The sequence below is a fragment of the Aquimarina sp. I32.4 genome, from assembly GCF_002924285.1.
In the GTDB taxonomy this organism is placed as follows: Bacteria; Bacteroidota; Bacteroidia; order Flavobacteriales; family Flavobacteriaceae; genus Aquimarina.
This window is the reverse complement of sequence record NZ_PGUB01000020.1, coordinates 1-18,344: the sequence shown is the minus strand read 5'-3', so window position 1 is coordinate 18,344 and position 18,344 is coordinate 1. Positions and strand designations below refer to the sequence as shown.

Sequence of the window (18,344 nt, the reverse complement as noted above, 5' to 3'; positions counted from 1 at the left end):
ACCACACTATGTACGCAATTTTAGATATCGAAACAACTGGAGGAAAGTATAATGAAGAAGGAATTACTGAAATTGCTATTTATAAATTTGATGGGCATACCGTAGTTGATCAATTTATAAGTTTGGTCAACCCTGAACGCCCCATACAACCATTTGTAGTCAATCTTACAGGAATAAACAATAAAATGCTACATAATGCTCCTAAGTTTTATGAAGTAGCTAAGAGAATCGTAGAAATCACTACCGATTGTCTGATTGTTGCCCATAATTCCAGTTTTGACTACCGAATATTAAGAACAGAGTTTTCTAGATTAGGATTTGAATTCTCAAGACAATCTCTATGCACAGTAGAACTCTCTAAAAAATTAATCCCTGATCAAGAATCATACAGTCTTGGTAAGCTAACTCGCGGGTTAGGCATCCCTATTTCTGACAGACATCGAGCCAATGGCGATGCTCTTGCAACAGTAAAACTATTCAAGCTCCTTTTGGCAAAGGATCTAGAAAAAAAGATTATTACAGAAACCGTTCGCACAGAAACCAAGCGACAAGTAGACAGTAAACTTTTGGGGTTAATTGAAATGGCTCCTAGTGTTACTGGTGTATATTATATGCATCGAGAAGATGGAAAGATTATTTATATCGGTAAAAGTAAAAACATCAAAAAAAGACTTAATCAGCATTTTACCAATGACAACAGAAAGTCAAAAAATATTCAAGAAGAAGTTGTTAATGTAACGTATGAAACTACAGGCAGTGAACTTTTAGCCCTCTTAAAGGAAAATGAAGAAATAAAACGTACTAAACCCAAATACAACAGAGCATTACGTAAAACAAAATTTGATCAGGCATTATATCAATTTACAGACGAAAACGGGTATATAAATTTTAAAGTCGCAAAAGTTGATAATCGAAAAAAGAGTATTACCACCTTCTCCAACAGACAACAAGCTAAATCTTTTATGCATCGATGGACAAAGGAATACAACTTATGCCAAAAATTGATGGGACTAGATAACGGAAAAAGCAATTGTTTTAATTACACTATAAAACAATGTCAAGGAGCTTGTATTCTTGATGAAACTTATGAAGAGTATAATATTCGTGCTCAAAAACTCATTTTTAATCACTCTTTTCATAGTCAAGATATGATTATAGTAGATCAAGGTAGAGATATCGATGAACAAAGTATTATATTGATTGAGGAAGGAAAATTTAAAGGTATTGGATATTTCAACCTCAATTATCAAATTAATAACATTGATATTTTACGAACTATTATTACCCCTATGACGCATAATAGAGATGCTCAACATATCATCCAAAGTTATGTACGAACACATAAAAAACTGAAGATTATTCCTATTCCTAAAGTTTAATATCTAAGTTTTATTATTTTTATTCAAAATCAAAAAAAAATTGGACAACAATTCACCCAATATTACCTGGAAAAACCAATTACATAGTATCATCTACGAAGCTGATACTCGTATAGGAAAATTATTTGATGTCATTTTGCTTATTTTGATCGTATTAAGTATCATTTTTGTAATGCTAGAGAGCGTCAAAGGGTTACCTCTAGAAACGTATAGATTATTAAATTATGCTGAGTGGGTAATCACAGTATTTTTTACTTTAGAATATGTAGCACGTATTATTTCTATAAAAAAACCATCTTCATACGTTTTTAGTTTTTATGGTATAATTGATCTTTTGTCTACACTTCCTTTATATCTATCTTTTTTTATAACTGGTACCAGTGCACTTCTTGCAGTAAGAGCATTACGACTCCTTCGCGTTTTTAGGATTTTAAAAATATCTCGTTACATCAGTGAATCTAATAGACTTGCCAAAGCGATCAAAGATAGTAGAGCCAAGATACTCGTATTTTTATTTGCTGTATTGGTTCTATGCATTATCATGGGTACTGTAATGTATATTGTAGAAGGAGAAGAAAGCGGTTTCAAAAGCATTCCTATTAGTGTCTATTGGTGTATTGTTACATTAACAACCGTTGGCTATGGAGACATTGCACCTATTACTCCGTTAGGCCAATTTATTGCTGCTATTATTATGGTCATGGGGTATGGTATTATCGCAGTGCCTACTGGTATTGTAAGTGCAGAGTACACTCAACATCAAATCAACAAAGTACATCTAAATACACAATCATGCAGCAACTGTAATGAGGATGAGCATTCTGACAGTGCTAAGTTTTGTCACAAATGCGGAGAACACTTATTTAACGATCATGAATAAAAACCTGATTGCAATCACAGGACCAACTGGTATAGGAAAAACAAATTTGAGTATTCGCCTTGCTCAACATTTTGATTGTGAAATTGTTTCAGCAGATAGCAGACAGTTTTATAAAGAAATGTACATTGGTACCGCTGCTCCATCTCCAGAAGAATTAGCACAAGCACAGCATCATTTTATTCAACATATAAGTATCCACGATGAATATAGTGTTGGAGATTTTGAAAAAGCTGCTTTAAATAAAATCGATGAGCTATTCAAAACCAAAGATTACGCTATTCTAATTGGTGGTTCTGGTTTATACATAGATGCTGTAACCAAAGGGTTGGATCATTTTCCTGAAATAGATATAGAGGTTCGTAAAAAAATTCAAGAAAAATATGATATTTCGGGGATAGAAGCATTACAACAAGAACTCAAACTGTTAGATCCTGTATATTATGATAAGGTTGATTTACAAAATACGCATAGAGTAATGAGAGCTCTAGAGGTGTGCATTGGTAGCGGGCAACCGTATTCTTCTTTTCTTTCTAAACCAAAAAAGAAAAGATCTTTTAATATCATAAAAATAGGAATCACTGCAACCAGAGAGATTATTTATGACAGAATAAACCAGAGGGTTGATATAATGATAGAAAACGGATTACTAGATGAGGTAACAGAACTTTACCCATATAAGCATTTAAATGCGCTAAACACCGTTGGCTACAAAGAAATTTTTAAGTACTTAGATAAGGAATGGGATGTAAATTTCGCTATTTCAGAAATCAAAAAAAACACCAGACGTTTTGCCAAAAGACAACTCACTTGGTTCAAAAAAGATACCGAAACCAAATGGTTTGACTATATAGATGCTATTGAAAAAATTAGCTTGTATATAGAGAGAAGTTCACTATGATTAAATCACAGTGAACTTCTTTGTATCAGTCTTACCGTTACTATTTCTAAGAATCTAGATTTCTTATAACAAGCCTAAACCCTTCTCCATGTATATTAAGAATTTCTACATTTTCATCCTTCTTAAGATACTTTCTAAGCTTAGCAATATATACATCCATACTACGAGAGGTAAAATAGTTATCATCTCTCCATATCTTTGTTAATGCCAATTCTCTAGGCATCAAATCATTGAGATGTAATGCTAATAAACGTAGAAGTTCATTCTCTTTTGGAGAAAGCTTAATAGGGTCTTCTTCTTTAAACGTTAAAAAGCGAAGTTTTGAATTAAGGTGGAATCCACCAATTTTAAATTCAAATTGTTTACTATCTGCAACAGACTCTGTGCTTTTACGCTGCATAATAGCCTGTATCTTCATCAATAATACCTCACTATCAAAAGGTTTATTAAGATAATCATCTGCCCCTACCTTATACCCTTTTAGTACATCTTCTTTCATTGCTTTTGCAGTCAAAAAGATGATAGGTATTTCTTCATTTTTTTCTCTTATTTCTTTTGCTAATGTAAATCCATCCTTATAAGGCATCATTACATCCAATATACACATATCATAATCATCTTTTTTGAATTTTTCGAAGCCTTCCATACCATTTTTAGCATGTACAACATCATAATCATTCATAACAAGATAATCTTTCAACACTGTTCCAAAGTTTGGATCATCTTCTACAAGCAGAATCTTTTTGTTTTCTGTTTCCATATTTTAAGATATTAACGGTAATTTAATTATAAATGTGGAGCCTTTTCCCCTTTCGCTCTCCACCCAAATTTGACCATGATGGTCATCAATAATTCTTTTTACATAAGTTAGCCCCAACCCATGTCCTTTTACATTATGCAAGTCGCCTGTATGCTCTCTAAAAAACTTTTCAAAAATCTTTTTTTGCGCAACTTTACTCATACCAATTCCTTGATCTCTAATTTTGAGAACTATACTATTTTTTACATTTTCTGTATACACATCAATTTTAGGTTCATCTTCAGAATACTTTATTGCGTTATCTAAGATATTTACAATTACATTGGTCAAATGACTATCATTAGCCAATATTGTGGTCTTAAGTGCTCCAAAATGCATTTTGATATAACCTTCTCTATTCTCTACAATCAAAGACACATGTGTAATAGCATCTTCTATAACATCATGAAGCTCTTGTTTTTCTTTTTTAATGTTAAGTTCATTTTTTTCTAATTGAGATATCCTTAATACATTTTCAACTTGCGCATGCATTCTTTTATTTTCTTCTCTTATCATTCTCATATACCGATGTATCTTCTCTGAATCACCTGCAATCTTTGGATTTTTTATAGCATCCAAAGCCAAATTAATGGTAGCAATAGGTGTTTTGAGTTCATGTGTCATGTTATTAATAAAATCTGTTTTAATTTGAGATATCTGTCGTTGTTGCATTAATTGTGACAAAGCACTGGAATATGCTACCACTATAATTAGTGTAAACAGTATTGATAATATAGCCATCCCTTTTATAGAGGAAAGAACATACTGTTTTTTTCCAGTAAAGTTAACATATAACTGATACTCACTTACACCTTCTTCATTTACAAAAAGTGGTATTGCATATGTTGTTGGATAATCCAAACTAAAATCATCAGAACGTACTTTGGTTGCAAGTGCATTACTATATATTGCGTATTCAAAGTCTACTTTTATCTCTCTCTCTTCCAGCTCTTTTTTCAACAGATACTCTACTTCACGTTCCTGAACCCTTCTGTGAATTGGTATAAAACTTGCTATTTCTCCTATAACTACCTCATAATCTACCCGCTCTAGATCTGTCAAACCTTGTATTCTTTCTAACTTAGACTTAGAATTCTGCTTCATCAAATCATTTTGATTACTTCTTTCTGCAGAATCAGTATTACGATTTAAAATATTCTTCAATCGTACTGTATCTATATCTAAATTAATAAAAGATGAAAATAATTTATGATCTTCTTCTAAAATATCATTTGCTCTCGCAAATGATTTTGTCGTGTTATCAACACTAATATCCAAGAGTTGACGTATCGTTTTATTATCAGGCTCATCAATGCTATCCAAAATTTCTCGTAAGGGGAAAAACATTTCCTCAAACTCTCTATACTGAATCCTATTGGATACAGATGTCAGTATTTGCTTAGCATTAAAAGAAAACTGTTCTTCATTGTTTTCTACCGTATTATTTATCCAGTATCCCTGAACAAAAATAATTCCGATTAACGACAAACTCATAAGAACTATCAGCAACACGAATAACCTTTTATTCATATATCAAAAGTAAGACTTTAACATTTAGCTACTTTAGGGTTTAACCAAATGTTAACAAAATGAAAGATTCGAATTATAAGGCTCTCGAGAAGATATTTTTTTATGAATTTCACACACTTGATCTTTGGTCTTTTCTAAATACTCATTATTTATCACAAAATCTGCCATAGGTATTTTCTTTTCATCACTCCATTGATTATTCATTCTTGATTTTATATCATTTATAGAACTACCCTTATCTCTTTTTAGTACTCTTTGGATTCTTATTTCTTCTGGTGCAGAAACCAAAATGGTATAATCACATTGTTCATATCCCTTGTTTTCAAAAAGTATAGCCGCTTCTTTTATCACATAATTTCCACTTTGTTTGTTTTTCCAACTATCAAAATGATTTGCAACTGCAGGATGAACAATCTCATTTAATTGTTTCAGTTTTGCTACATTATTAAAAACGATATTGGCTATATACGGCCTATTTAATTCATTATTCACATAGGCTTCATCTCCTAATAAAAACATGACCTTATCTTTTACACCTCTATCTGTATTCATTATTTTTTTTGCTTCATCATCAGCTATATACACAGCAACCCCTAATTCTTTAAATATATTTGCTACAGTTGATTTACCGCTACCAATACCTCCTGTTAATCCTACTATCATCATACTCTTCTTTTACTTTAGAACCACAAATTGAATTTGTTTCACCTGTAACCTCTCATCATGAATATACGCTGGTTTATTGATTAACTCTAGGGTAAGATACAAGCTCTCTTCAGATGCTTTTGCATAGTCAGCAACAATCATAAAATCTCGAGGACTTACTTCATTATATTTATCTAAACCAACCCTATAGACTACTGAAATTTCTTTTGGAAAAATCTTAATTTCTACTCCTTCTGGTACATTATTCAATGTTATTGGAATTTTCTGACTACCTTCTGTAAACTTACTAACCAATATAGATGCCTTTACTTGTGAGGGAACAACTGTAATTGTTTTTGGTAACTCTTCTAGACTCACCTTTAATTCTGACGAATAGTCAACATTTAATCCTTCTAGTTTTAAATCTTCTGTTGGAATATATCGTATAGTATCGATAATTTGCGAAGGGCCATTTATTTGTACTGAATCAGGAGCAACCTCTAACCCTTTACCACTACCATACCCTACGGCATATTCAATATCCCGATCTACTTTTACAGGGATTTTTTTTGTAAGGTTGTGATCTACTTTTAATCGTAAAGTATCTTTTTGGACTGATAAAATTCTTCCTTTAAAATCTAATTTTCTCTTTAAAAGAGAAGACTCCTTATCAACATAAAATAAATACTGATCTTCTTCTTGAACAATAGCTTTTTTGACATCAAATTCTAAAGTAGGCTTACTCCAGTTATGATTCATCAATCTAAAACCATTCCCATTAAGTATCATTCTTAATTTTTGATCACTTCTATCATTAAAGATTTTATCTTTAGGTATATTAGTATACTGTATTACTACTTCTACCTCTTGAGTATAGTTTTTAGAAAACTGTATAAACAACCACAATAGAGAAGTAAATATTAGAAAAAACAAAAAGGTTTTTACACTACTTCTTTTTAAAGAAAATTTATTATTTTTTCTAGCTGACATATGAATTACTTTGAAAAGAACAATTTTTTAAATTGTTTTTCGGGTGTTTTTTTCAATAAATGAATATAATAATAAGATTTCAAGAAACCTTTGCCATACCCATAAAATTGTATCATCACCGCCAAAATTGACTGCAAACCGATGGAGATATTTTTATATTGAACTGTGGCTCCAAGAAAAATAACCCCTAGATACACAATCAGAAAAGCCATAAAATACCACCACCCAAAAAATAATGATATAAATGACAAAAGAGTATACCCAACAAATAATGTAGGAAACCAATAGGTCATCTTTGCTGTTTCTGGATGCCATTGATTCAAAATTGGCCTTACTAAACCAAATTTATTTACTTGAATATAAAATTTATGCCAAGAAATTCTTCTCTTATGAAACACTTTTGCGTCAGGTATTAATGCAGTATCATACCCTAGTTTCCATAGCCTTATGGTAAGATCAGGATCTTCTCCAGGGTGAATATCACCAAACCCTCCTGATGCTTGAAAAGCTTCTTTTGATAACCCCATATTAAAACTACGAGGCTGAAATTTACCCACCGTCTTTTTTCGACCTCTAATTCCTCCTGTAGTCAAATAAGAAGTCATACTGTAACTTATTGCTTTTTGAAGATTTGAGAAGCTCTTATGAGCATCATCTGGCCCTCCGTAGCAATGTACAAAGGTTTTAGATAAAAAACTTTCTGCTTTAGAGAGATACTCCTTTGGCAACACAACATCACTATCTAGGATAATAAAATAGTTCCCTTTTGCTTTTCGCATACCATAATTACGAGAATCACCAGGGCCCGTATTTGGTTTTTGATAATAACTTATGGATAGTTTATCGACAAAAGTACTTATTACATCTTCTGAGGTTTCAGATGATCCATCTTCTATAATTACAATCTCATATGGCTTAGAATAATCCATAACTGTCATACTCTCTAACAGTTCTTTGATTTCATTAGGTCTGTTGTAGACAGGTACAATAAAAGAGAAGCTTATTTCCATATCTTATAGGCAATCGGTATATATAAAAAATCCCATAATTTATAAAGAATGGGATTTTTTATGATATACTATTTATTTTTGTGAAGTTATTATTCTTCGTCAACAAATTTATCCATCACAAGTTGGCTTACTCCCATATTAGAAAAACCACCATCATGATACAAATTCTGAAGTGTTACTTTTTTGGTTAAGTCAGAAAACAGTGTGATTGTATAATCAGCACATTCGTCTGCCGATGCATTACCTAATGGTGACATCTTATCTGCATACTCAATAAATCCATCAAATCCTTTTACTCCTTTTCCTGCCGTAGTAGGTGTTGGAGATTGAGAAATTGTATTGACACGCACCTTATTATCTCTACCAAAGAAATACCCAAAACTACGCGCTATAGATTCTAAATAAGCTTTATTATCAGCCATATCATTATAATCAGGAAATACTCGTTGTGCCGCCATATAAGTTAACGCAACTATACTTCCCCAATCATTCATTGCTTTTTTCTTGTATAAAGTTTGCATTGTTTTATGAAAAGACAGTGCAGATACATCCCAACCTTTTTGGCTCCAGTCATAATTAAGATCTGTATAATGACGTCCCTTTCTTACATTTACAGACATTCCTATAGAATGTAAAACAAAATCAATTTTGCCTCCCAAAATCTCCATTGCTTTTTCTACAAGATTATCCAGATCTTCTAATGAAGTTGCATCAGCTGGTATAACCTGAGCATTAGTCTTTTCTGCAAGGGTATTTATAGCTCCCATACGCATTGCAACGGGTGCATTGGTAAGAACAAAACTTCCACCTTCTTCAAAAACACGTTCTGCAGTTTTCCAGGCGATGGAATTTTCATCAAGCGCCCCAAAAATAATTCCTCTTTTACCTTTTAATAAATTATGTGACATTTAATTATAAATTAAAGTATGGTTATACGAGCGGTAAAGATAATAAAACAGGCAAATCATAACTAATCTAAATAGGTTTTAGTTTAACATACTTAATGACCTTATCTTGAACCTAGTAAAGACTTTGCATGAGTTATTGCCGAATCAGAAATATTTTTTCCTCCTATCATTTCGGCAATTTCTTTCACTCGCTCTTTTTCATCTAACAATTTTAGGCGAGTAATAGTCGTATTTTTGACATCCTCTTTATAAACCTTATAATGATTTTGGCCATTGGCAGCTATCTGTGGCAAATGTGTAATACTAAAAACTTGTAAGTTCTTACTCATACTCATCATAAGGTCTGCCATTTTATGAGCTACCTCTCCAGAAACTCCTGTATCTATTTCATCAAAAATAATAGTTGGCAAATGGGTATATCTAGAAAGAACAGATTTTACAGCAATCATAATTCTAGATAATTCACCACCAGAGGCTACTTTTTTAAGTTGCCCATATGTTCCTCCTTTATTTGCAGAAAACAAAAAGGTCAACACCTCTTTTCCGTTGACTAAATATTTTTCTTGCAACTCCAATGAAGCCTGAAACGAAGCATTAGGCATTCCCAACGCTTTAAGGATAACCTCTAACTCCTTGATTAATTGCGGGAGTGCTTTATTTCTTTTTTTATGAATCGTTTTTGCAACTTCATCCAATTGAGATTCAGTGATAGATATTTCTTTATTTAATCGTTCTATATCCTCACTCAAAGATTCTGTTGCAGAAACTTTTTCTCGCAAAGAATCTGTTATTAGAACCAACTCTTCTATACTAGAAACATTATGTTTTGTTTGAAGATTGTGTAATAATTGTAATCGTTGACTAATTTGTTCTAATCTCTCAGGATCAGCTTCCAATTTTTCTAATTCGTCTAAGAGCGTATTACTTACATCATCTAACTCTATATAAATACTCTGAATACGTTTGGACAGCTCTTGCAAAGAACCTGAATATGATTCTATTTTAGAAAGATTGTTTTTTACAGTATTTAATTGATCTGCTACACCTATTTCTTCTGAAGAAACAATAGCAACTGATCCAGACAAACGTTCTTGTATCTCTTCTATATTATTAAGTTTCTCATACTGCTCTTCGAGCTCTTTTATCTCTCTTGGTTTAAGCTTTGCTTCTTCTAATTCTTGTAACAAAAAAGAATTGTAATCATATTCTTTATTGAACTTTTCTTGATTTTCAATAAGCGTGCTTACCTCTTTTTTCTTTTCTTTCAATAAACCAAGCCCTCTTTTATAAGATTGAATTTGTCGATCTGCACTGGCCAAAGCATCCAATACTTCAAACTGAAAATCATTGGTAGTAATCTCCAATGTTTGATGCTGACTATGAATATCTATCAAACGAACTCCCAGAGAAGCTAGAGAACTTAATGTAACAGGGGTATCATTTATAAAGGCTCTAGACTTACCAGATGGTAAAATTTCTCGCCTGATTATCGTTTGGTCTTCATAATCTAACGCCTCTTCTTCAAAAAAAGAAATAAGGTTGTATTTTTTGACGTCGAAAATTCCTTCTATCACACATTTTTGAGAGCTATCTTTGATACTACTCAAATCTGCTCTTTTCCCTAATAGCAATCCTAGAGCTCCAAGTAGCAACGATTTACCCGCTCCTGTTTCTCCAGTTATCGTTATTAAATCGGCATCAAAAGATACTTGTAGTTGCTCTATTAATGCGAAGTTTTTTATAGAAAGACCTCTTAACAAAGGATAGTGAAATTTTATTGTTATAAAAAAGTAAAGATACTATAGTTTTAAAAAGATTACATCAGTTCATTTCTATTTTTTTTTAAATAGATCATAATTCATGATGTATTACATGACAATATTATTTATTTTGATAAAGCACAATACATTAAACATTCTTTATCAAAACTTTATATTCTCCCAGCTTTTTGAATATGTAGGCGCTACCCTATTAAGTATTTGAATTGTTTCTGCAATATTAACAGAAGGGCCCCCTGAAAAAACATTTGAAATTTCGTCTGCTTTGGCATCAAAAAAGACTCTCATTATATACGAATTTGGTCTAGCATCATGCATCCCTTCTAAAGATTTCATTGCTTCGGCAATTGTCTCTTTTCCTTGCTTAATATTATTATGCATAACATCTAATCCATCTCTATGATATGTATACATAGCCTCTCTATACCCTTCATAAGTGCCAGACAATAAATCATCATTAAGCCTAAATCTATTAGGGTTCTGTTCTCTAGCCCAACCAGCTGTATTACTACTTTGAGCATTACCAACTATATTTTTAGCTTCTTGATAATATGGTGTACCACTATTTAATTCAAAAGTATCTGCATCTATTCCTAAAATAGTGTATAAATAAAATGCCACGACAGAAATCAAATTAGACTCGTAACTATTAGGATTATAATTCAACGGTTGAAACTCTAAATAATTAAAATTAAACTGTTTGTCTTTTATATTAAAAATAGTTGTACTATAGCTAGATTCATACACAGGTCGTGACGCCTGTACTTGTAAAGTCGCAGAAAAATTATCATTATCATAACTACTTATAGTAATAAAAAAACTACAGTTAATCCGCTCTTCTGTTCTATAATCTACAGTTGTCCACTTTGTGTTATTGACAAATTCTGTCAGTGATCGCTCCAAAGTCTTAAAAACTTGCAGATTAGGGTTTCCTGTTTGCTCAGCATTAACAGCTACAGTTGCGTTAAATTCCTGAGCATTAAGATTAACCCCTATTACTAGTATTATGACAAGAAACAATTTATTCATCCTTTTAATGTTTTAATTTCATTAAATATGTCATGCGCAACTTCTGACTTTGTTTTTAAGTCAAACGCTTTAATCTCTAATTTATGATTAATCAAAGTCACTTTATTCGTTTTCCCTTTAAAACCAGCACCTTTATCATTAAGAGAGTTAAGAACTATTAAATCTAGATTCTTTTTTTTGAGCTTATTTTTAGCATTTTCTTCTTCGTTTTCAGTTTCTAAAGCAAACCCAACAAGAAATTGATTTTTTTTCTCTTGTCCCATCCATTTAAGGATATCTTTTGTTCGCTCCAATTCAATTGAAAACGTAGTATCTTTTTTCTTTATTTTTTGATCTGAAACATTCTTAGGTCTATAATCAGCAACAGCTGCTGATGCAATAGCGATTGTACAATCATCATACAATGATACAACAGCCCCATACATTTCTTGCGCACTTACTACATTTACCACCTGTATCTGACTATGATCAACTTTTAGCGCAGAAGGCCCTAAAACTAAATGCACTTGCGCTCCTAAGTTTGCCGCCGCTGTAGCCAATTCTATCCCCATTCTACCACTAGAATGATTACCTATAAACCGTACAGGGTCTATCGCTTCATAGGTAGGCCCCGCAGTAATAAGAACTTGCTGTCCTCGCAATGGTAGCTTTTCTAGGATATCTTTTTCTATAAACTCAATGATATTTTCTGGTTCAGCCATACGTCCTTGCCCCACTAATCCACTTGCCAGTTCACCTGATTCTGAAGGAATCATATTATCCCCGAATTCTTGTAACTTACTAAATGTTTGATGAGTAGAGGGATGATTATACATATCTAAATCCATGGCTGGAGCAAAATACACTGGGCATTTTGCAGACAAATAGGTCGCCAGCAATAAATTATCGCTAGTACCCATTGCCATTTTTGACATCGTATTGGCTGTGGCTGGTGCTATAAGCATCAAATCCGCCCATAACCCAAGATCTACATGGTTATTCCAAACTGCGTCTTTATCTTTTTCATCAAAAAAAGTAGAATGTACAGGGTTTTTGGATAATGTGGATAGGGTAAGCGGAGTGACAAAGTCTTTTGCCGCAGGAGTCATAATTACTTTTACCTCTGCTCCAGACTTAATAAATAAACGCACCAAAGTGGCTGTTTTATACGCAGCAATACCAGCGGTTACACCTATTAGAATTTTTTTACCGCTTAAAATAGACATCGACTTATAGTGATTCGGTGTCTACTTTTGTGTTTCTATGGTATATTTTACCTTCTAACCATTCTTGAACTGCTAATGCATGTGGTTTTGGTAATCTTTCATAAAACTTAGAAACTTCTATTTGCTCTTTATTTTCAAAAATTTCTTCTAGACTATCATTATAAGTAGCAAATTCATCAAGTTTTTCAAGAAGCTCTTTTTTGATATCTGTATTGATCTGAGTAGCTCTTTTTGATATTATTGAAATTGCCTCATAAATATTATCTGTTGGCTGATCAATTCGATTTTTATCAATTGTCGTTGTATTTACCGGCGCATTACTTTTTTTCAAATCCATCTTCTACTATATTTTATTTAAATTGTTCTAATCTATTTTTTATATCTTCTCCTATTTTATCTGCTTTTTCCAGATATTCTCCTTCAGTTTTATAATACTTCTTATAGTTATTATAATATCCTTGAGCAGTTTTCAAACGTTCTTCTACCAAAACTTGGTAACTTCCTATTGCCAAAAGATATTCTGATTCTAGCTTATAATACAATACTTTTTCTCTATAAGATGAACCTGGATGATCTCCCAAATAGTTGTCAAATGCATAAATAGCTACTTTATACTTTTCTCTATGATGGTATTGTTTTGCTATCTTGTAAGCTTTCTTCTCCTTTTTATCTCTAAGCTTTGCTACCAAATCATTGGCTTCCTTGAGTTTTTCACTTTCAGGATATTCATTGATAAAAGCTTGTAATTTTTCTATTGCAGTATCTGTATCTTCTTGATCCAAACTATATCGTAGTGATAAATGAGAATAGCTTTTTGCCCCTTTGAAAGCTGCATCTTCCTTTTTCTGACTTTTCGGGTAAGATTTTGCAAATCTTTCAAACTGGTAGCCAGATAAATAAAAGTCTTCTAATTGATAATATGTATCAGCATAATAATACATAATTCTTTCTGCTTGAGGCTTTCCTCTAAACTGTGGCACTATCTGCTCAAAAAGTCTCAAAGCTTTTTTGTACTTACCTTCTTTATACAACTCTTCTGCAACCTTATATTTAGCTGGTAAATCTTCTCCTCTAAATACTTTTTGGTATTCACCACAAGACCCTAAAAACAATACAAAAATAAGTAAATACAGTAATTTCTTCATATCTTAAAAAACATCTGGCAAAAGTATGTATTTCTGCCGTATTACAAAAACTTTAATTCATCTATTCACTTGCCATAACATATTACTGCCACAAAATCGATCGATAAATTTTATTAATAAACATAATAAGCGTCTATTGCATTAACAATTTTAGCTCATTTCAATAACTATATAATTAAGCAGTTGTTGCAAAACCCATCAATATTCACAACACAAAAAACGACCTACAAAAACTTAAGTCGTTTTATCTGAGTATGTTTTATCAAGGTTTTCATGATCAAGAATCGTATAACCTTCATCATCATAATAAAATGCAGGAATAAATCTTTGATCATGTTCTAGGTTTTTTAAAACATAAGAATGTACTTGGTGTACTTCTTGTGCAAAAGATTCATCATAATAACTTACCAATATCAATACCTCACCATTTATTTTTTTCAACTCTTCTCTATTAAAATCTCTTAAAGGGCTTGATTCATTAATTGGATGTACTACTGTCCATGTTGTTGGCAGGTATGTAATTGAGTTTCGTTCTAACTTGAGGTTATAAAAATTATTAACATACTTTTTTTCTTGGTTCTTTTGAGATAAAATAAGTGTCGCTTCTATATGTGGACGAATCATTACGTTAGTATTTCTACTCATTAATCTAAACATAATACAATCATTCTCATTATGTCCTCGCAAAACCATCGTACTACTAAATCTAATATTTGCTCTTGGTCGAGAAAACCTACCATATAACAACCCTGTGATAAATGAAAAACTCAACAACCCTATAAGCGCTTCAAAGGAAGATATAACACCAAAGAGAAGTCCTTTTGGAGCCATTACCCCATACCCTACTGTAGTAATTGTTTGCGCCGAGAAAAAAAATGCATTCAAAAAATCTTTAAAAATATCTCCCGTAGGCTCGGTTATCTGAGATATACCTAAAAATGTATAAATAATTGCAAAAAACACATTAATCAAGGTATATCCCAATATTACCCATAGAAAAAAACGAGTCCAACTAATGCTAATCAAATAGTTGTAACTTTCAGATAATGAAACGGATCTATTAACGTGTTTAATATTAAAAGATCCATCTGGGTTGATAAATCGTTTTGCATATTGATTTGAGGATTTACCTACTCCTGGATCTTTTATCTTTTTTGCCATTATTTTTTAAGAAAAATACTACTGCGCAATATATGCTTTAATTTTTTCTGCTAGAGCAGAAGAAACTGGAATCAAAGGCAAACGAAGGTGATCATCACATATTCCTCTTACTTTTAATATGCTTTTAATCCCTGCTGGGTTCCCTTCTTCAAATGCATAATCCAAAACAGGCATAAGCTTATACAATATACTGTATGCTTTTTTTATATCTCCTGATAATCCTAGTCGTATCATTTCTGAAAACTCAACAGGAAATCCTTGCCCTATTACACTTATAACTCCATCTCCTCCAGCAGTCACCGCAGGTAATGCCAAGGCATCATCTCCTGAAATTACTTTAAAATCTACAGGCTTATCTTTAATAATCTTAAGAACTTGCGTAAAGTCACCCACTGCTTCTTTTACACCTACTACATTATCCAGTTGCGCTAGACGTAAAGTAGTTTCTGCCGTCATATTAGCGCCTGTTCTTGATGGTACATTATAGAGTATAATTGGCAACCTAGACACTTTACTTATAGCTTTATAATGCTCATATACTCCTTCTTGGCTAGGTTTATTATACATAGGTACTACAGAAAGAATTGCATCAAAATCATCTGAATTCACTTCTTTAACCTCTTCTAACACTACTGATGTATTATTACCTCCTACCCCAAGAACCAAAGGAAGTCGTTTGTTATTTACCGCAACAATATGTCCTATTAATTTCTTTTTTTCTTCTTTGGAGAGCGTAACCGATTCTCCTGTGGTTCCTAATACAACAAGGTATTCTACACTACCTTCTATACAGAAATTAACTAATGACGTCACTCCTTCATAATCTATTGAACCATCTTTATTAAAAGGGGTAGCTAATGCTACACCTGTACCTCTTAAAAAATCACTCATACTATATAATCTGTAAAATTTTTAAATATTTTTTTAGTTCTGAGATAAAGAGGTTGGTATCATTTGTAGTTGCTCCAATAATCAAATCATTAATACGATTATCTACTGCTGCAAAACCTACTTTGAATTTTGCCTTGGATGCTGCCGCTACATAGTTTAATTCTATTGCATCTTTCTCATAAAAATTAATCAACACGTCATAATCTTCATTTATGAAATTTTGCAAAGACTTTCTTTTTACAGCACCAGTAACTCCAAAGCTTTTATCATTGTAATACGTCGTATCTTTATCATCTTCAATTTCTTTCAAATCTTCTTTATACCCTACTATCTTTAATTTATCAGATTTCACCCCTAACTCATTAGCTAGTTTCAATAATGAAACAACATTAATTGACTGGGATGCATCGATAAGAACTGCAAGTGTCTTAAGATTAGAAATGCTTTGAGATTTTCCGTCTCTCTTACTCAGATACGTTTCTACACCTTTTTTTATTGCATTCCTTTTAAGGCCTTTTAAAATCATTTACTAAAAAATTGATAGACCACAAATGTAGCTATTTTACAAATTAAAATCATCTCGTATACTTTAAGAAAAAAAGAAAAATCACATAATTAAACAACATAGTATTTTTTGTTAAATTTAAAAATATTCTTCATCTACATATTTTTCATCTAACAGTTTTGTTTCTATAAAAAATATAGTTAAAAAATAAAGCCCTATGACTTCTGTTATATTAATAAGAACTGTAAACACCTTGTTATAGTAATACAATTCATTGATAGTCAAAAGACCATCTACAAACAAAGTACAACAAGCTGCTATAAAAAGGTAAATTGATTTCTCGAATCGATTTGCTGAATAAATAAAAAAACAAACTGTAACAAAAAGAAGAAGAGCTATTGTTACAAGAGTGACTTCTTCTAGAGAATTAATAATTTTCGGAAACACTAATTCAATCAAAGAATAAATAAGATATCCTATTAGCATTATACTTAGTAATACTTGTGGTGTTAGCAACAGTCTCAGTTTTATATCTCGTTTAGTTATAAATTTCTTAAGCAATAACACGCATAGCACATAAAATATTGCAGTCAATATGGCAATAAAAGTGTAGTGTTTTTCAAAATCTAAGTAAATAAAAACATTAATCGCTGTAATTACTCCCATGCTTAAGGGAAATAAAAAATCTGGCTTCTTAACAAACCTTAGGTACAACACTATTAATGCTATTGGCACAACTGGCTTTACATAGACCAACAGCCATTTATTAAAAAAAATAGCTATTGATACAACTACCAAACAAGCAAAATGAAAAAAGGAGTATGTGACGTCTGTTTTTCTCAAAGAAATCGCAATGAATTATAAAATAGTATACAAAATACTAATTTATAACGTAAAAAAAGAACAATTATCAAAAACAACTCTATTCTATCAAAATCAAAAACCTTCAAATTCTTCTGCTTTCAAGACTAATGTCTTAGCTATCATGTATTTTACCAGAAAAATAAATCCAAAAGGGCTACATATCATAATAAATATTTTTAACTCATTTGATTCTAAATAAAACGGGTGTACGACAAATTTCCCTTTTTGTTAAAATTTAGTACTTTTATTAGAAACATATTTAATGGATATAAAGACTCAAGCCTCGTTAATCTTCGACAAACATTTTGAACAATGGTTATCTGATCCTTCTCGTATGGAGAATGGATATCAATACGAATCTACGTACGCTGCAATGATGTCAAATGTTGAGCAAGAAGTTTTACAATTATCTGTTGGTCGTGTTCCCAAGAGCAAGAACTTAAAAAAAAACTACAAACCAGATTTGGAAAGATAGAATCCTGCAAGTCTCATGTTATTGCTCAATCCCCAGGTTTTATGGGTATTAGTAGTTTGGCTCAAGAAACCATGTGCTATATGGGTCAGTATTTGGTATTTAGTGAAGCAGAAGATGTGATCAATAATTTGACAGGTGCAGGGGTCAATGCCAAGCAAATAGAGCGTGTTTGCCACAAATATGGACAATGGATTGAAGATGCTGATAATGCGGTTATCAAAAATCTGGTTTATAAAGAATATGAATCAGGTA

The 18,344-nt window shown here is 32.0% G+C and carries 20 protein-coding genes; 5 read left to right on the top strand and 15 right to left on the bottom strand.

Features of this window, described 5'->3' with window-relative positions; genetic code table 11:
- Positions 1–8 precede the first annotated feature (8 nt).
- From CVD18_RS06475 to miaA, 3 genes are read left to right on the top strand one after another with little or no spacing between them, the layout of a single operon-like run.
- A complete protein-coding gene (locus CVD18_RS06475) occupies positions 9–1,379 on the top strand; it encodes an exonuclease domain-containing protein (RefSeq protein ID WP_103864631.1) in 1,371 nt (456 codons plus the stop codon).
- Positions 1,380–1,419: 40 nt separating this feature from the next.
- Positions 1,420–2,259 carry an ion transporter gene (locus tag CVD18_RS06470; RefSeq protein WP_103864630.1) on the top strand — a complete coding sequence of 280 codons (840 nt, stop codon included), beginning with the start codon at positions 1,420–1,422 and terminating at the stop codon, positions 2,257–2,259.
- Entirely contained in the window at positions 2,252–3,157 is a 906-nt protein-coding gene (gene miaA / locus CVD18_RS06465; RefSeq protein WP_103864629.1) for a tRNA (adenosine(37)-N6)-dimethylallyltransferase MiaA, read from the top strand. Before CVD18_RS06470 ends, miaA begins: the two co-directional genes overlap by 8 nt.
- A 46-nt stretch (positions 3,158–3,203) precedes the next feature.
- Here the strand turns inward: miaA and CVD18_RS06460 are convergent, their stop codons facing one another.
- The 15 genes from CVD18_RS06460 to CVD18_RS06390 all read right to left on the bottom strand — a co-directional run bounded on the left by CVD18_RS06460 (position 3,204) and on the right by CVD18_RS06390 (position 17,596).
- Positions 3,204–3,917: a response regulator transcription factor gene (locus tag CVD18_RS06460; protein ID WP_103864628.1), complete on the bottom strand. Its 714-nt coding sequence runs from the start codon at positions 3,915–3,917 to the stop codon at positions 3,204–3,206.
- A gap of 3 nt (positions 3,918–3,920) precedes the next feature.
- Positions 3,921–5,486 (bottom strand): sensor histidine kinase KdpD, encoded by a 1,566-nt coding sequence (locus CVD18_RS06455; RefSeq protein ID WP_103864627.1) that lies wholly within the window; start codon positions 5,484–5,486, stop codon positions 3,921–3,923.
- Positions 5,487–5,537: 51 nt separating this feature from the next.
- On the bottom strand, positions 5,538–6,152 hold the full coding sequence (coaE, locus tag CVD18_RS06450) for a dephospho-CoA kinase (RefSeq protein ID WP_103864626.1): 615 nt from the start codon (positions 6,150–6,152) through the stop codon (positions 5,538–5,540).
- Positions 6,153–6,161: 9 nt separating this feature from the next.
- A complete protein-coding gene (locus CVD18_RS06445; RefSeq protein WP_103864625.1) occupies positions 6,162–7,121 on the bottom strand; it encodes a CdaR family protein in 960 nt (319 codons plus the stop codon).
- A 5-nt stretch (positions 7,122–7,126) separates the two neighbouring features.
- Positions 7,127–8,131 carry a glycosyltransferase family 2 protein gene (locus tag CVD18_RS06440; protein WP_103864624.1) on the bottom strand — a complete coding sequence of 335 codons (1,005 nt, stop codon included), beginning with the start codon at positions 8,129–8,131 and terminating at the stop codon, positions 7,127–7,129.
- Between the two features lie 89 nt (positions 8,132–8,220).
- The gene (locus CVD18_RS06435) at positions 8,221–9,039 is read right to left on the bottom strand and encodes an enoyl-ACP reductase (protein ID WP_103864623.1); all 819 of its coding nucleotides are present in this window, start codon (positions 9,037–9,039) and stop codon (positions 8,221–8,223) included.
- Between the two features lie 101 nt (positions 9,040–9,140).
- Complete coding sequence (gene recN / locus CVD18_RS06430) at positions 9,141–10,799, bottom strand: DNA repair protein RecN (RefSeq protein WP_103864622.1); 1,659 nt, start codon at positions 10,797–10,799, stop codon at positions 9,141–9,143.
- 162 nt (positions 10,800–10,961) lie between these two features.
- Positions 10,962–11,846, bottom strand: a complete 885-nt coding sequence (locus CVD18_RS06425; RefSeq protein WP_103864621.1) for a DUF4835 family protein — start codon at positions 11,844–11,846, stop codon at positions 10,962–10,964.
- Positions 11,843–13,051 carry a bifunctional phosphopantothenoylcysteine decarboxylase/phosphopantothenate--cysteine ligase CoaBC gene (gene coaBC / locus CVD18_RS06420; protein ID WP_103864620.1) on the bottom strand — a complete coding sequence of 403 codons (1,209 nt, stop codon included), beginning with the start codon at positions 13,049–13,051 and terminating at the stop codon, positions 11,843–11,845. The genes CVD18_RS06425 and coaBC overlap by 4 nt, the downstream gene beginning before the upstream one ends.
- Positions 13,052–13,055: 4 nt before the next feature.
- Complete coding sequence (locus CVD18_RS06415) at positions 13,056–13,388, bottom strand: DNA-directed RNA polymerase subunit omega (RefSeq protein WP_101449737.1); 333 nt, start codon at positions 13,386–13,388, stop codon at positions 13,056–13,058.
- Positions 13,389–13,401: 13 nt separating this feature from the next.
- On the bottom strand, positions 13,402–14,196 hold the full coding sequence (locus CVD18_RS06410) for an outer membrane protein assembly factor BamD (protein ID WP_103864619.1): 795 nt from the start codon (positions 14,194–14,196) through the stop codon (positions 13,402–13,404).
- 234 nt (positions 14,197–14,430) lie between these two features.
- Positions 14,431–15,357: an ion channel gene (locus CVD18_RS06405; RefSeq protein WP_103864618.1), complete on the bottom strand. Its 927-nt coding sequence runs from the start codon at positions 15,355–15,357 to the stop codon at positions 14,431–14,433.
- 18 nt (positions 15,358–15,375) lie between these two features.
- Positions 15,376–16,248 carry a 4-hydroxy-tetrahydrodipicolinate synthase gene (dapA, locus tag CVD18_RS06400; protein WP_103864617.1) on the bottom strand — a complete coding sequence of 291 codons (873 nt, stop codon included), beginning with the start codon at positions 16,246–16,248 and terminating at the stop codon, positions 15,376–15,378.
- Between the two features lies 1 nt (position 16,249).
- A complete protein-coding gene (locus CVD18_RS06395; protein WP_233194490.1) occupies positions 16,250–16,774 on the bottom strand; it encodes a hypothetical protein in 525 nt (174 codons plus the stop codon).
- Positions 16,775–16,891: 117 nt separating this feature from the next.
- Positions 16,892–17,596, bottom strand: a complete 705-nt coding sequence (locus CVD18_RS06390; RefSeq protein ID WP_146052720.1) for a hypothetical protein — start codon at positions 17,594–17,596, stop codon at positions 16,892–16,894.
- Between the two features lie 283 nt (positions 17,597–17,879).
- Between CVD18_RS06390 and CVD18_RS06380 the strand changes: the two genes are divergently transcribed.
- Entirely contained in the window at positions 17,880–18,092 is a 213-nt protein-coding gene (locus tag CVD18_RS06380; protein ID WP_103863630.1) for a hypothetical protein, read from the top strand.
- Between the two features lie 41 nt (positions 18,093–18,133).
- Positions 18,134–18,344, top strand: a 211-nt coding sequence (locus tag CVD18_RS06375; RefSeq protein WP_199185047.1) for a hypothetical protein, incomplete at its 3' end; no start/stop codon positions are given.

Excerpts from the sequence above, each read along its gene's own strand:
- CVD18_RS06475 (WP_103864631.1), top strand. The coding sequence starts at position 9 with ATGTACGCAATTTTAGATATCGAAACAACTGGAGGAAAGTATAATGAA.
- miaA (WP_103864629.1), top strand. The coding sequence starts at position 2,252 with ATGAATAAAAACCTGATTGCAATCACAGGACCAACTGGTATAGGAAAA.
- CVD18_RS06460 (WP_103864628.1), bottom strand. The coding sequence starts at position 3,917 with ATGGAAACAGAAAACAAAAAGATTCTGCTTGTAGAAGATGATCCAAAC.
- CVD18_RS06455 (WP_103864627.1), bottom strand. The coding sequence starts at position 5,486 with ATGAATAAAAGGTTATTCGTGTTGCTGATAGTTCTTATGAGTTTGTCG.
- coaE (WP_103864626.1), bottom strand. The coding sequence starts at position 6,152 with ATGATGATAGTAGGATTAACAGGAGGTATTGGTAGCGGTAAATCAACT.
- CVD18_RS06445 (WP_103864625.1), bottom strand. The coding sequence starts at position 7,121 with ATGTCAGCTAGAAAAAATAATAAATTTTCTTTAAAAAGAAGTAGTGTA.
- CVD18_RS06440 (WP_103864624.1), bottom strand. The coding sequence starts at position 8,131 with ATGGAAATAAGCTTCTCTTTTATTGTACCTGTCTACAACAGACCTAAT.
- CVD18_RS06435 (WP_103864623.1), bottom strand. The coding sequence starts at position 9,039 with ATGTCACATAATTTATTAAAAGGTAAAAGAGGAATTATTTTTGGGGCG.
- CVD18_RS06425 (WP_103864621.1), bottom strand. The coding sequence starts at position 11,846 with ATGAATAAATTGTTTCTTGTCATAATACTAGTAATAGGGGTTAATCTT.
- coaBC (WP_103864620.1), bottom strand. The coding sequence starts at position 13,051 with ATGTCTATTTTAAGCGGTAAAAAAATTCTAATAGGTGTAACCGCTGGT.
- CVD18_RS06415 (WP_101449737.1), bottom strand. The coding sequence starts at position 13,388 with ATGGATTTGAAAAAAAGTAATGCGCCGGTAAATACAACGACAATTGAT.
- CVD18_RS06410 (WP_103864619.1), bottom strand. The coding sequence starts at position 14,196 with ATGAAGAAATTACTGTATTTACTTATTTTTGTATTGTTTTTAGGGTCT.
- CVD18_RS06405 (WP_103864618.1), bottom strand. The coding sequence starts at position 15,357 with ATGGCAAAAAAGATAAAAGATCCAGGAGTAGGTAAATCCTCAAATCAA.
- dapA (WP_103864617.1), bottom strand. The coding sequence starts at position 16,248 with ATGAGTGATTTTTTAAGAGGTACAGGTGTAGCATTAGCTACCCCTTTT.
- CVD18_RS06395 (WP_233194490.1), bottom strand. The coding sequence starts at position 16,774 with ATGATTTTAAAAGGCCTTAAAAGGAATGCAATAAAAAAAGGTGTAGAA.
- CVD18_RS06380 (WP_103863630.1), top strand. The coding sequence starts at position 17,880 with ATGGATATAAAGACTCAAGCCTCGTTAATCTTCGACAAACATTTTGAA.